This window comes from Vibrio sp. TRT 1302 (assembly GCF_050113875.1).
Lineage (GTDB): Bacteria > Pseudomonadota > Gammaproteobacteria > Enterobacterales > Vibrionaceae > Vibrio.
On record NZ_JBNJOF010000007.1, the window covers coordinates 90,433 to 104,328 of the forward strand.

Genomic DNA, 13,896 nt, shown 5'->3' on the forward strand with positions numbered 1-13,896 from the left:
GAATGACTCAGAATCCGGAAATACGAGATGTTGCAGCGATTGACTTAGGCTCAAACAGCTTTCATATGGTCGTGGCAAGAGTAGTTGAGCAGGATTTGCAATTGGTCAGCCGCCACAAGCAAAGAGTTAGACTTGCTGCTGGGTTAGACGCACTTAAAAACTTAGATAACGCCTCAATGCAACGCGGATTAGAATGCCTCGCGATGTTCGCTGAACGTATCCAAGGCTTTGATCCTGATAACGTTCGGATTGCCGCCACTCATACACTGCGCCAAGCCAACAATGCACATATTTTTCTTCAGCGAGCTCGAGATGTTCTGCCTTTCCCAATTGAGATCATTCCTGGTGTTGAAGAAGCGCGTTTGATTTATCTGGGGGTGGCTCACACTCAACCAGAATCAGACTCCAAACTCGTGGTTGATATTGGTGGTGGAAGTACAGAGTTGGTTATTGGTAAGGGGTTTGAACCCGAACTGATCAACAGTAAACAGATGGGCTGTGTCAGCTATACCAAACGTTTTTTCACCGATGATAAGTTATCCAGTAGCAATTTCGCCAAAGCGACGCTGTTGGCTGAGCAAAAGCTTGAATCTATCGCTCATCGTTATCGCCGCACAGGTTGGGAAGTGGCGTTTGGATCTTCAGGCACCATCAAAGCAATCAAAGAAGTTCTGATTGGTCTTGGTTATGAAGATGGAATCATTACCAGCAAGCGTCTATCAAAACTGACTGAAACATTGTGCCAGTGGGAAACCATCGATGACATCGAACTATCAGGGTTAACACCAGAAAGAAAACCCGTTTTCGCCGCAGGTGTGGCAATACTTAGCGCTGTCTTCCAAAGTCTGAAGATCAATGAAATGCACTTCTCAGAGGGTGCACTACGTGAAGGTTTGCTCTTTGAGATGGAAGATAGTTTTAAACGCTCAGATATTCGCATGCGCACAACGGAAAATCTCGCCAGTAAACATCTAGTTGATCTTGAACATGCGGCTAAAATTAAAGGCCACGCGAGTGAATTTTTCCAGCAAGTACACAAACAGCTCGGCATAAAGAAAAGCTGCGAGTTGTTTGACCTACTCCAATGGAGCGCACTACTTCATGAAGTGGGATTAAGTATCAGCCTACAAGCTTTTCATCGTCACTCAGCATACATTTTACGCAACACTTACATGCCCGGTTTCAACCAAGAACAGCAGCGTGTTCTCGCCACTCTGGTACGTTTTCAGCGTAAATCGCTCAAGCTAAATGAGATGGAAGAGTTCACTCTGTTTAAGAAAAAGCACATTGTCGGTCTGATTCGTATCCTCCGTCTCGCCATTTTGCTCAATGGTCAACGCAACGACGATCCCCTGCCAGAACTTTCGATCACGATTGATGGAGAGCAATGGAAAATTTCTTCCACTAATGATCAATGGCTTGAAGAGAATAAACTGCTACACGCGGATTTACTGACCGAACAAGATTATTGGACTAGTGCAGGATGGGAACTAGTTTTCTAGGCCTACTTTAGCCAGCTCTTGTTTGGCTATCTGTGGTGAAATAGGCACATAGCCTTCTTTTTCAACTAAAGCTTGCCCCTGACTGGAGAACATGAAACGAACAAATTCTCGTTCAATGGGGCTCAACGGTTTAAAAGGGTGCTTGTTTACATATACATAGAGGTAGCGCGAAAGTGGGTACTTACCCGAAAGAATATTTTCTTGGCTCGCCTCTATGTAGTTGTCACCCGACTTAGCGATCGGTAATAGTTTCACACGCGAGACTTTGTAACCCACTCCCGAGTAACCAATGGTATTGATTGCCGAGCCGACAGACTGCACTACCGATGCCGAACCGGGTTGTTCGTTGACGCTATTTTTAAAATCGCCACCACACAAAGCATTCTTTTTGAAATATCCATAAGTCCCTGACACAGAGTTACGTCCAAACATCTGCATCCCCCGCTTACTCCACTGGTAATCCAGTCCTAAGTCAGCCCAAGTAGAGACCGATTCAGTCGCCCCACAGCGCAGCGTGGCAGAAAAAATACTATCAAGCTGATTAAAGTTCAGCCCTTTGATCGGGTTGTCACGATGAACAAAGATGCCAATGGCATCGATCGCGACTCTCAGTTCTGTTGGCTTATAACCATTTTCACGTTCAAAGGCTTCGATTTCCCGCTTCAACATCGGTCGGCTCATGGGGCCAAACTGAGCTATGCGCTCTGTCAATGCAGGAGGTGCGGTTGAAGAGCCGGATGCCTGCACCTGACCATTGACACTTGGGTAGAGCGATTTAAATTCTTCAACCCATGACGTGGTCATACCGGCCAAAGTGTCAGACCCTACCGTCGTCAGTTCACCGGTGATTCCAGCCACCTTATTGTAATTAGGTAAAGCGGTACTCCCAGCCCAGCTAGGTACTGAAGTGAGTAATGAAAGCCATGCGACGACAAGTAAGCTTCTCATCGTTTCACCACTAAACGCGACGGCAGCGTGAAAGAAAACTTACTGCCAACCCCAACCTCACTGCTGATTTCCAAATGCGAATCATGGTGGCTCAAGGCATGCTTCACAATCGCAAGACCTAGACCACTACCGCCGGTATCACGTGACCGCGCCTTATCTACGCGATAAAAACGTTCAGTCAGTCGGTGTAAATGTTGAGGTTCGATACCATCTCCGCTGTCTTCAACTTCAAGGTGAGCACCTTGAGATGTCTTGTACCAACGAACACGAATATCCGCGCCTGCGGGAGTATACTTGACGGCATTGTAGACCAAGTTAGAGATGGCACTGCGTAGCTGATCATCGTCACCAAGTACATGTAATTCGCTATCAACGTCAAAAGAGAGCTTATGCCCGAGGTCACCGCTTAAACTAGCCGCTTCTTTTTCTAGAACTTCCAGCATCGCCGGAACGTTGACCACATCTTCAAGTTCAAGTGTCGAAGAGGCTTCAATTTTTGACAGAGTCAGTAACTGATTAACGAGAGTATTCATCCGATTCAACTGCTCGGTCATGACTCCATGGGCTTTGCTCCACATAGGACCGGCAACAATATCCGGATCTTCCGTCATTTCCAAATAGCCCTGTAGCACCGTCATCGGGGTACGCAACTCATGGGAAACATTAGCAAAAAAGTTGCGGCGCATGCCTTCTAACTGCTGTAGCTGAGTAATGTCACGCACCACCATCAGATGCTCCCCTTCCATATATGGCACGATACGTAATTCGATCATACGTTCCACATTAAGCGGTGAGCGCATCTCTAATGGTTCAGAAAAATCTTGCTTGTTAAGATAATGAATGAAATCTGGTGTTCGGACTAAGTTAGAAATGGGTTGTCCTGAATCATCAGGCCAACGAAAACCAAGTAAATGTTGAGCAAGCTTGTTGCACCATACAATGTTGCCTTCACTACGAAAAACAACCACCGCATCAGGTAATGACTCAGCACCATTACGGAAACGACGGATTAATTTGGTCAGCTCTTTACGCTTTTTACGCTGCCGCTGTTGTAAGCGATAGATGCCGTTAAACAAAGATTCCCAGTTGCCTGTACCGGAGGGCGGAGTCAGACGTTTTTCATCCCACAACCACGCCGATAAACGCATTTGATTGTTTAAATGCCATACAAGCTGCAAAACCGTGGCTGCCAAAAGCAACCACGGCATATAACCGAAAATCCAGCCGACAATCACCCAAGGGGTGTAAAGGAAAACCAACTGCCAAGCTAATTTTTTCCACGTTAACCGTTCTACCACCTACATCTCCACCGGTATTGTATTTTACGCCTTAGTCGAGAAGCGATAGCCAGCGCCACGCACTGTCTGAATCAACTTGTCATGCCCTGCACTTTCCAAAGCTTTACGCAGTCTACGGATATGAACATCAACCGTACGGTCTTCAACGTAGACATTGGTGCCCCATACGTTATTAAGTAGCTGTTCACGGCTGTAAACTCGCTCTTGATGGGTCATAAAGAAGTGCAGCATCTTAAACTCGGTAGGCCCCATATCAAGCGCTTGATCGTTAGCCATAACACGGTGGGAAACGGGATCCAATTTCAGACCCTGGACATCAATAACATCTTCAAGCGCCGTCGGCGTAACACGTCGAATAACCGCTTTCAGTCTGGCAACCAATTCTTTAGGTGAGAATGGCTTAGTGATGTAGTCATCGGCTCCAACTTCTAGACCACGCACTTTATCTTCTTCTTCACCGCGCGCTGTCAGCATCACCACAGGAATATTACGCGTTAACTCTTCACGCTTCATATGCTTGATAAAGTTGATGCCGCTGCCGCCTGGAAGCATCCAGTCAAGCAGGACGAGATCTGGGAAGGGTTCTGCTAGTTTAGTTACCGCAGTTTCGTAATCTTGAGCTTCGACTGTTTGGTAACCTTTCTGTTCAAGGACAAAGCAGAGCATTTCACGGATCGGTGCTTCATCTTCGACAACTAGAATCCTTCTAGACATAACTGTATAACCTTATATTAGTTGAGCTTTCTCAATAAGTAAGGCAGTGAAACCGCCTCCTGATGCATAGGCATTATTACTAGCAATTATGACACTTTTGTGACCTTTGAAAACTAATTTTCATATAACTTTCATTCCACTATTGCGTGTTTGCTGTAAGACAAATAAAGCAAAAGTCTTTATGATGAGCCGTCAAATTTAGGTATAGAGAAAAAGTATGTGGTTTAAGAACTGTCTAGTTTACCGATTTAATCGTGAAATCGAATTCAACGCTGACCAGCTAGAGAAACAACTTCAAGAGTTTCGCTTTACTCCATGTGGCAGTCAGGACAAAACCAAATTTGGTTGGGTTACTGCGATGGGTAAACATGGCGATATGATGACGCATGTCTCTGAAAACCGTATTCTTATCTGCGCAAAGAAAGAAGAGAAAATGCTGCCAGCTTCCGTGATTAAAGATTCACTGAATGCCAAAATTGAAGCAATGGAAGCTCAGGAAGGCCGCCCTCTCAAGAAGAAAGAAAAGGATAACCTCAAGGAAGACATCGTCATAGATTTGCTACCGCGCGCTTTCAGTCGCAGCAACTATACCAATGTCGTTATTTTGCCTAAAGAAGGTTTTATTCTTGTTGATGCAAGTAGCTACAAAAAAGCAGAAGATGTCCTTGCTCTATTGCGTAAAACTATGGGCAGCTTACCTGTCGTTCCAGCTATTCCTGAGACCGCAGTAGAAACGACGTTAACAGAGTGGGTAAAAACAGGTAACACTCCAGCTGGCATTCAGATGCTGGATGAGGCCGAGCTAAAATCTGTGCTTGAAGAAGGCGGTGTCATTCGCTGTAAGAAGCAAGAACTGACCGCGGATGAAATTCGCAGCCATATCGATGCTGGTAAGGTAGTCACCAAACTGGCTTTATGGTGGCAAGAGCGCCTTGAATTTATTTTAGCGGAAGATGGCAGCATCAAACGCCTCAAGTTCTCAGATGAGCTTAAAGACCAAAACGACGATATTCCACGTGAAGATCAAGCCGCACGTTTCGATGCAGATTTTTCACTGATGTGCGGCGAGCTTAGCGCTTTCCTACCTAACCTCTATGAATGCTTAGGTGGCTTACCTCACCCTAACGCATAACGTACTTTCGATAAACGCCCGACTCACAGGGCGTTTTTTAATTGCCTTTCTGAAAGCTTTTCCTAGTCACAAGTCACGTTTTGACGTAAAATTTGCGCCCCTTTACTTCCACTAGGTGGGAGTAACCTGACTTGAGATCAGACTAGAGAAAAATACAATGACTACTGAGAAAGCATTCGTACCAGAGCTACTGTCACCAGCAGGCAGCCTAAAAAACATGCGCTACGCATTTGCCTATGGCGCAGACGCAGTGTATGCAGGTCAACCTCGCTACAGCCTTCGTGTACGTAACAACGAGTTCAACCACGAGAACCTAAAAATTGGTATCGATGAAGCACATGCCCTAGGCAAAAAGCTTTACGTGGTATGTAACATCCAACCGCACAACTCTAAGCTAAAAACCTTCATCCGCGACCTTAAACCTGTGGTCGAGATGGGCCCAGACGCACTAATCATGTCTGACCCTGGCCTAATCATGATGGTTCGTGAAGCCTTCCCTGAAATGCCAATTCACCTGTCTGTACAGGCGAACGCAGTAAACTGGGCAACAGTTAAGTTCTGGGCAGCGAACGGCGTTGAGCGTGTGATTGTTTCTCGTGAGCTTTCTCTAGAAGAGATCGAAGAGATCCGTGAACACTGTCCTGAAACGGAACTAGAAGTTTTCGTTCACGGTGCACTGTGTATGGCTTACTCTGGCCGCTGCCTACTTTCTGGCTACATCAACAAACGTGACCCTAACCAAGGTACATGTACGAACGCATGTCGCTGGGAATACAAGGTTGAGCAAGGCAAAGAGAACGACACTGGCGATATCGTTGAGAAGTTCGATCCAGCTCAAGCACAAGCGGTTGAAGTCCAAGACGAGCGTCCAGAAACGACCATTGGCCGTGGAAAACCAACCGATGAAGTTGTGCTACTGTCTGAAGCGCACCGTCCAGAAGAAAAGATGGCCGCGTATGAAGATGAGCACGGCACTTACATCATGAACTCTAAAGACCTACGTGCGGTTCAACACGTAGAGCGTCTGACGAAGATGGGTGTTCACTCACTTAAAATCGAAGGCCGTACTAAGTCTTTCTACTACTGTGCACGTACTGCTCAGGTTTACCGTAAAGCGATCGATGACGCTGTTGCTGGCAAGCCATTTGATGAGAGCCTAATGGGTACACTAGAGAGCTTGGCACACCGTGGTTACACAGAAGGCTTCTTACGTCGTCACACTCATGATGCATACCAAAACTATGACTACGGTTACTCAGTATCTGACGCTCAGCAGTTCGTGGGTGAGTTCACAGGTAAACGTCGTGGTGACCTTGCAGAAGTAGAAGTGAAGAACAAATTCGTTGTTGGTGACAGCTTAGAGCTAATGACACCAAAAGGTAACGTTATCTTCACGCTTGAAGCGATGGAAAACCGTAAATCAGAGCAAATCGAAGACGCAAAAGGAAATGGCCATTTCGTATTCATTCCAGTACCACAAGATATGGATCTGGAATACGGCCTGTTGATGCGTAACCTAAATGCAGGTCAGGATACCCGTAACCCAACAGGTAAGTAATCATGGCATTGCTCATTACTGACAAGTGCATTAACTGCGATATGTGTGACCCTGAGTGCCCAAATGGTGCTATTTCTATGGGTGACTCTATCTTTGAAATCGATCCTGATTTATGTACTGAATGTAAAGGCCACTATGACAAGCCTACGTGTCAATCAGTATGCCCGATAACAAAGTGTATCATTACTGACCCGAATCACGTTGAAACCGAAGAAGAGTTACTGGAGAAATTCGTAATCATTCAAGGTTTAGCCTAAGCAATAACCAATATAAAAACGCCGCTCACATTGAGCGGCGTTTTTATATCAATTAAATATTATCGAGCAATTGCTGACATTGAATCGGCATTACCTTTGGCTTTTTCTTCGTTTGAGTAACGACTACCTTAGGCGCGGCTGGTTTGGGTTGAGGCTTCCAACTGGCCAACTCTGAACCACAACCGTCTCCCACAGGAGGCTCAGGTTGCGACTGACAGTTTTTGCTGTCTTGCGGGCATTTCAGTCGCACATGCATGTGGTAGTGATGCCCCCACCACGGTCTTACCTTTCTCAACCATTCTCGATTCTGCGTTTCTTCCGAGACACACAGTTTTTGTTTAATCACAGGATGGACAAAGATGCGTGCAACTTGCTGATCGTTCGCGGCCAGTTTCACCAGAGTAAAATGACGCTCGTCCCAGTTATCTTTGAGCAGTTGGTACTGCTCAAGGTTAACGACACTTAACGGTTGTGGCTCGGATAACTGCTGGGATGACAGCATTTCATCAGCCAGTTTTAACCAGATATCAATATCCAATCCAGTTTGGTGGCTAGAGTGACCTGAAGAGAAGCGTCCCCCCTGAGGCAGAGACATATCACCTATCAGAATATTGGTTGAGAGTTTTTGTTGCGATTGAACCGCTAGCCGCTTAATAAAGCGGATGGTTTCTGGATGACCGTAATATCGAGCACGTTGACTACGCAGCACCTGATAGCCTTGCCCCTCTAATGGTAGAGAAGCACCACCAGCCAAGCAGCCATTCGCATAGCTACCAATCGCTTGAGATGGTTGAATAGATGGAGATGAGACTTGCTCCCACGGGTTAGCCTGTAAGAGAGTAGGAGCAAGCAGCAACAAAGAGAAAATGAGCACGCGGCATTTGGTACTCTTATGGCGACTTCCCATCATAAACTCCTTGCTGCTTTGCACTCAGTGGAAACTAATAGTGTTCCCCGTTATCGTAGTAACCTTGAGGGTTCAACGCGCTAAAGATCACGGCGACGTTAACATCTTCGCCGATAATACCGCGAACCTGAGCGGTAATGATTTTAGCGACGGCATCTTGCGTCTCTTGACCTCGATCGAACCAAAGAACTTCAACAAATGGATAAGCGGTGCTGACCTCTCCCTCATGGTAGAAGGTCGTGTAGATGTATTCAAAGGTAAAATCTTCGCGAGGAGAGTCCATTAGAGGCTGAAGAGCGTCAATGAGAGATTTAGAAAGTGTTTGAACTGTTTGCGGTTCAACGGCGCGAAAACGTAAATGTGGCATATCTTGCCTCCTCAAAACTGATTTGCTCCATCATAACAAGTTCCAAAGAAATCTCTTACTACCAATCGTTCAATCTTGACTAAGCGTCAGCGTAATAAGCTCTCCATCGCTACTCAATCTAGCTCGCCACTCTCCATTTTGCCAGATTAGCGTCCTATGGGCATGCTGCGGAAATCGATTTAAGAACACAATCAAAGACCTATCGACGTCTTCAACCGAGGTGCTCTTTATCTCTTTAGCGACCTCAAACAGCTCTCCGTCAATTTGTGCATGCTGTAACGAGAAACCGTCCTGTCGTAAATGGAGCTGAATTTGTCCAAGTCGCTCAGGTGAATATTCACCAATAAGCTCGATATGGAGGGAGTCTTGACTGAGACTCGCCTCTGCCACAAAACGGTTATGGTAATAGCTGAGATCATCCTCACACCAGATAGACTCACCGCATTGCTGCCATGATGACTGAATCTGTTGCCTCAGCTCACCAGAATGGGACTCAGGCAAGACTAAGCGATTGGCCGATACGGAACAACTGAACAGCACAGCACAACAAAAGGCAAAGGTTCGCATAATCTCTCCTTAATAAACAACAAAGCCGCTGAAAATCAGCGGCTTGAGTAGAGCGTCAAGTGACCTTATGGCATCTCGTCGAATTCTGCACCCTCTTTCTCTACTTGAGTTGGCATTAAGTGTTCTTTGGTAATACCCAGTTTCAATGCCAGCGCCGAAGCAACGTAGATTGAAGAGTAAGTACCGACTGTAATACCTAGTAGAAGAGCGGTTGCGAAACCGTGGATCATAGCACCACCCTGTACAAACAGAGCGATAACTACAAAGAGTGTAGTACCAGAGGTAATCAAAGTACGGCTCAATGTTTGTGTGATTGAGCTGTTCATGATCTCTGATGGTTCACCCTTACGCATCTTGCGGAAGTTTTCACGGATACGGTCGAATACAACGATAGTATCGTTGAGCGAGTAACCCACAACGGTTAGCAAGGCTGCGACGATGGTTAAGTCCACCTCGATCTGCATCATAGAGAACACGCCAAGCGTAATGATAACGTCATGAGCAAGTGCCATTACCGCACCAGCAGCGAGGCGCCATTCAAAACGCACTGAAACGTAAATCAGGATACAGATAAGCGAAACCAAAATCGCCAGACCACCAGCTTCCGTAAGTTCATCACCCACGTTAGGACCAACGAATTCGATACGACGCATCTCAACGTTTTCGCCAGTTCCCTGTTTGATTGCAGAAATAATCTGGTTGCCCAGAGTCTCACCTGCCATATCATCACGAGGACGTAGACGAACCATAACGTCACGTGCACTACCAAAGTTCTGAACCGTTGCATCACCAAAGCCTTTCGCTTCCAGCGCACTGCGGATATCTTCAAGGTTAGCAGGCTGTTCAAAACCTACTTCGATTAGAGTACCGCCCGTAAAATCTAGACCCCAATTCAACCATTTGGTCGATAGAGTGAAGATTGAAGCACCAATCATCAAAATAGAGAACAAGAATGCGAATTTTGACCAACGCATAAAGTCGATCGTTTTCTCTGCTTTTAGAATCTGAAACATACTAATTCCCAGCCTTAGATCGACAGTTTGTTGATACGTTTACCACCGTAAGCCAGATTCACGATACAACGTGTTCCAACAATGGCTGTAAACATAGAAGTTAAGATACCGATAGACAGAGTCACCGCGAAACCTTTGATTGCGCCAGTACCGACAGCAAACAGAATAATCGCAGTAATCAAGGTCGTGATGTTCGCATCGGCAATCGTACTGAATGCGTTAGCGTAACCTTGGTGGATCGCTTGCTGTGGGCTGCGACCATCACGTAACTCTTCTCGAATACGCTCAAAGATCAGTACGTTCGCATCGACGGCCATACCGACAGTCAGAACGATACCGGCAATACCAGGTAAGGTCATGGTTGCACCTGGAATCATCGACATAACGCCGATAATCAACACAAGGTTTGCCATTAAAGCGACGTTAGCAATCAGACCAAACTTACGGTAGTACATCAGAGTAAAGAGCATAACTGCCACCATACCCCAAATCATTGCTTGGATACCCATGTCGATGTTCTGCTGACCCATTGAAGGACCAATAGTACGTTCTTCGACAATAGAGATAGGCGCGATTAGGGCACCCGCACGTAGTAATAGTGCTAGGTTGTGTGCTTCAGCCGCAGAATCAATACCAGTAATACGGAAGTTACGTCCTAGCGCAGATTGAATCGTCGCTTGGTTAATCACTTCTTCGTACTTAGTCAGAATCACTTTGCCTTCAGGAGTACGACGACCACTGTCTTTGTACTCAGCAAACACGGTTGCCATTAGCTTACCAATGTTCTGACGAGAGAAAGCCGACATCTTGTTACCACCTTCGCTATCTAGCGAGATGTTAACCTGAGGGCGACCATACTCATCAACACTTGAGCTTGCATCCGTGATGCTCGAACCGCCTAAGATGACGCGTTTCTTAAGCACCACAGGGCGGCCGTCACGATCTTGTTTGATTTCACTGCCTGCTGGCGCGCGACCACTAGCCGCCGCAGCCAAATCAGCTTTAGCATCCACTTCACGGAATTCTAACGTTGCCGTTGCACCAAGAATCTCTTTTGCTCGAGCCGTATCTTGAACACCTGGAAGCTCAACAACGATGCGGCTTGCACCCTGACGTTGAACCAATGGTTCTGCAACACCAAGTTCGTTAACACGGTTACGCAGAATCGTGATGTTCTGCTCGACAGCGTAGTTGCGAATTTCAGTTAGACGTTGCTCAGTAAAAGTAGCAATTAGAGCAAAACGACCCTCTGACACGGAATCAGTAAAGAGCATGTCTGGGTGGTTTTTCTCAAGAATGCGCTGAGCTTCGGCTAGTTGTTCTTCATTACGCAGTAGCACTTCAACCGCGTTCTTGCCTGAAGGGCGAATCGAACGATAGCGTACTTTTTCTTCGCGAAGTTCACTGCGGAAGGCTTCTTCCTGCTGACCAATCAGCTTTTCCATCGCAGCGTCCATATCCACTTCCATCAAGAAGTGAACACCACCACGTAGGTCAAGGCCAAGCTTCATCGGCGCAGCGCCAATTGATTCAAGCCAGTCTGGCGTTGCAGGAGCGAGGTTAAGAGCAACAATTATATCGTTGCCCATCGCTTCGCTGATAACATCACGAGCACTAATTTGCGTGTCAGTGTTATTGAAGCGAACAAGGATGGATCCATTTTCAAGAGCAATGGATTTATGAGATAAGCCCTGTTTATCAAGAGCTTGAGTGACAGAATCCAGCGTCGACATATCTACAGAGGCGCCACGCGCCCCTGTAACTTGAATTGCCGGATCTTCACCGTAGATATTCGGAAGTGCATACAATGCTGCGATAGCGATGGTAAACACCACCATCAGGTACTTCCACAACGGATAGCGGTTAAGCACAGCGAGGATCCTTAAGCTGTTTTATAGAGATTTCAGCGTACCTTTTGGTAGCACTGCTGTAACGAAGTCTTTTTTGATAACAACTTCGTTATTGGTGTTTAGCTCGATAGAGATGTAGTCGTTGTCTTCAGCGATCTTAGTAATTTTACCGACTAGACCACCGCTGGTTAGAACTTCATCACCTTTACCCATCGACGCCATTAGGCTTTTATGCTCTTTTACACGCTTAGCTTGTGGACGGTAGATCATGAAGTAGAAGATCACCGCAAACATACCTAGCATGATTAGCATTTCAAAACCGCCACCTGCTGGTGCACCTTCAGCTGCTGCGTGAGCTTGAGAAATAAACATTAAAATATCCTCTATTATTATCTATTAGTATCCAAGTTGGGCATTCGCGATTTAGTTTCAAGTCTGAGAGTAACCAATAGCGATCACTCTCTCAAAAATAGCTTGCGTTTGCCTACTTTATTAGCAAAAGCCTCTGGCATAATGCCAAAGGCTTTAATTCTTAAAATTCGTCGATTACTGCTCTTTCGCCAGTGGCGGTACTTCACGGCCACGACGCTCATAGAACTCTTTCACGAACTCATCAAAACGATCTTCGTCAATCGCGTTACGAATACTTTCCATCAAGCGTTGGTAGTAACGTAGGTTGTGGATCGTGTTTAGACGTGCACCCAGAATCTCGTTACAACGCTCTAGGTGGTGAAGGTACGACTTAGAGTAGTTCTGACAAGTGTAACAGTCACAGTGCGGATCTAACGCAGTTGTATCTGTTTTGTGTTTCGCATTACGGATCTTGATCACACCGCCAGTCACAAATAGGTGACCATTACGTGCATTACGCGTTGGCATTACACAGTCAAACATATCGATACCGCGGCGCACACCTTCAACTAAGTCTTCTGGTTTACCTACACCCATTAGGTAACGAGGCTTGTCTTCTGGCAATTGAGGACATGTATGTTCAAGAATACGGTGCATGTCTTCTTTTGGCTCGCCTACAGCTAGACCACCGACAGCATAACCGTCAAAACCGATTTCAGTTAGACCTTTAACCGACACATCACGTAGATCTTCGTACACACCACCCTGAACGATACCAAATAGGTTGTTCGGGTTCTCTAGTTTATCGAAGTGGTCACGTGAACGCTGTGCCCAGCGTAGCGACATTTCCATCGATTTCTTCGCTTCGTCATGTGTTGCTGGGTATGGCGTACACTCGTCGAAGATCATAACAATGTCAGAACCTAGGTCTTTTTGGATTTCCATCGACTTTTCAGCGTCCATGAAAATCTTGTCACCGTTTACTGGGTTACGGAAGTGAACACCTTGCTCAGTGATCGTACGCATCTTACCTAAGCTGAATACTTGGAAGCCGCCTGAATCAGTAAGAATAGGACCTTGCCAGTTCATAAAATCGTGCAGATCACCGTGCATTTTCATCACTTCCTGACCAGGACGTAGCCATAAGTGGAAAGTGTTGCCTAGCAGGATTTCAGCACCAGTGCCTTTTACTTCTTCCGGCGTCATACCTTTAACAGTACCGTAAGTACCTACTGGCATAAATGCAGGTGTTTGAACTGTGCCACGTTCAAAGGTCAGTTGACCACGACGCGCAACACCGTCTTTCTTTTTAAGATCGAATTTTAACTTCACGAAGCCTCCGGTTGTCAGAGAAACAGTCTGACATTAAGTTCAGAGCATTGAGCTCTATGAGGAGCGGTCGCCTTCCATGCGAGAGACAAAACAGTCTTCT

General features: G+C 46.2%; 14 protein-coding genes. 4 read left to right on the forward strand and 10 right to left on the reverse strand.

All coding sequences use genetic code 11. The features are described from left to right. The first annotated feature begins 2 nt into the window (after window positions 1-2). On the forward strand, window positions 3-1,502 hold the full coding sequence (gene ppx / locus ACQEXP_RS11365) for an exopolyphosphatase (RefSeq protein WP_269377653.1): 1,500 nt from the start codon (window positions 3-5) through the stop codon (window positions 1,500-1,502). On the opposite strand, the gene ACQEXP_RS11370 is transcribed toward ppx, so the two are convergent. Genes ACQEXP_RS11370 through phoB form a run of 3 tightly spaced genes read right to left on the reverse strand, consistent with a single transcriptional unit; the run spans window position 1,491 to window position 4,462 of the window. Then, a complete protein-coding gene (locus ACQEXP_RS11370; protein ID WP_426969932.1) occupies window positions 1,491-2,450 on the reverse strand; it encodes a PstS family phosphate ABC transporter substrate-binding protein in 960 nt (319 codons plus the stop codon). The genes ppx and ACQEXP_RS11370 overlap by 12 nt on opposite strands. Further along, window positions 2,447-3,748: a phosphate regulon sensor histidine kinase PhoR gene (gene phoR, locus ACQEXP_RS11375; protein ID WP_269377656.1), complete on the reverse strand. Its 1,302-nt coding sequence runs from the start codon at window positions 3,746-3,748 to the stop codon at window positions 2,447-2,449. Before phoR ends, ACQEXP_RS11370 begins: the two co-directional genes overlap by 4 nt. Before the next feature lie 24 nt (window positions 3,749-3,772). After that, on the reverse strand, window positions 3,773-4,462 hold the full coding sequence (gene phoB / locus ACQEXP_RS11380; protein ID WP_138970464.1) for a phosphate regulon transcriptional regulator PhoB: 690 nt from the start codon (window positions 4,460-4,462) through the stop codon (window positions 3,773-3,775). Window positions 4,463-4,679: 217 nt separating this feature from the next. On the opposite strand from phoB, the gene rdgC reads away from it, so the two are divergent. The 3 genes from rdgC to ACQEXP_RS11395 all read left to right on the forward strand — a co-directional run bounded on the left by rdgC (window position 4,680) and on the right by ACQEXP_RS11395 (window position 7,409). Next, on the forward strand, window positions 4,680-5,594 hold the full coding sequence (rdgC, locus tag ACQEXP_RS11385; RefSeq protein ID WP_269377658.1) for a recombination-associated protein RdgC: 915 nt from the start codon (window positions 4,680-4,682) through the stop codon (window positions 5,592-5,594). Between the two features lie 157 nt (window positions 5,595-5,751). Beyond that, window positions 5,752-7,152, forward strand: a complete 1,401-nt coding sequence (yegQ, locus tag ACQEXP_RS11390; protein WP_269377660.1) for a tRNA 5-hydroxyuridine modification protein YegQ — start codon at window positions 5,752-5,754, stop codon at window positions 7,150-7,152. 2 nt (window positions 7,153-7,154) lie between these two features. Continuing rightward, complete coding sequence (locus ACQEXP_RS11395) at window positions 7,155-7,409, forward strand: YfhL family 4Fe-4S dicluster ferredoxin (RefSeq protein ID WP_269377661.1); 255 nt, start codon at window positions 7,155-7,157, stop codon at window positions 7,407-7,409. Window positions 7,410-7,461: 52 nt separating this feature from the next. Here ACQEXP_RS11395 and mepA read toward each other — a convergent pair whose 3' ends face one another. From mepA to tgt, 7 genes are all read right to left on the reverse strand, one after another. After that, a complete protein-coding gene (gene mepA / locus ACQEXP_RS11400) occupies window positions 7,462-8,316 on the reverse strand; it encodes a penicillin-insensitive murein endopeptidase (protein ID WP_426969994.1) in 855 nt (284 codons plus the stop codon). A 34-nt stretch (window positions 8,317-8,350) separates the two neighbouring features. Further along, on the reverse strand, window positions 8,351-8,683 hold the full coding sequence (locus tag ACQEXP_RS11405; RefSeq protein ID WP_426969934.1) for a DUF1904 domain-containing protein: 333 nt from the start codon (window positions 8,681-8,683) through the stop codon (window positions 8,351-8,353). 69 nt (window positions 8,684-8,752) lie between these two features. Further along, on the reverse strand, window positions 8,753-9,250 hold the full coding sequence (locus ACQEXP_RS11410; protein WP_426969936.1) for a hypothetical protein: 498 nt from the start codon (window positions 9,248-9,250) through the stop codon (window positions 8,753-8,755). Window positions 9,251-9,315: 65 nt separating this feature from the next. Next, window positions 9,316-10,263 (reverse strand): protein translocase subunit SecF, encoded by a 948-nt coding sequence (gene secF / locus ACQEXP_RS11415; protein WP_269377666.1) that lies wholly within the window; start codon window positions 10,261-10,263, stop codon window positions 9,316-9,318. A 14-nt stretch (window positions 10,264-10,277) separates the two neighbouring features. Further along, window positions 10,278-12,134 carry a protein translocase subunit SecD gene (secD, locus tag ACQEXP_RS11420; RefSeq protein ID WP_269377667.1) on the reverse strand — a complete coding sequence of 619 codons (1,857 nt, stop codon included), beginning with the start codon at window positions 12,132-12,134 and terminating at the stop codon, window positions 10,278-10,280. 21 nt (window positions 12,135-12,155) lie between these two features. Beyond that, window positions 12,156-12,485: a preprotein translocase subunit YajC gene (gene yajC, locus ACQEXP_RS11425; RefSeq protein ID WP_138970454.1), complete on the reverse strand. Its 330-nt coding sequence runs from the start codon at window positions 12,483-12,485 to the stop codon at window positions 12,156-12,158. A 174-nt stretch (window positions 12,486-12,659) separates the two neighbouring features. Then, window positions 12,660-13,796, reverse strand: a complete 1,137-nt coding sequence (tgt, locus tag ACQEXP_RS11430; RefSeq protein WP_006877883.1) for a tRNA guanosine(34) transglycosylase Tgt — start codon at window positions 13,794-13,796, stop codon at window positions 12,660-12,662. Window positions 13,797-13,896: the final 100 nt, after the last annotated feature.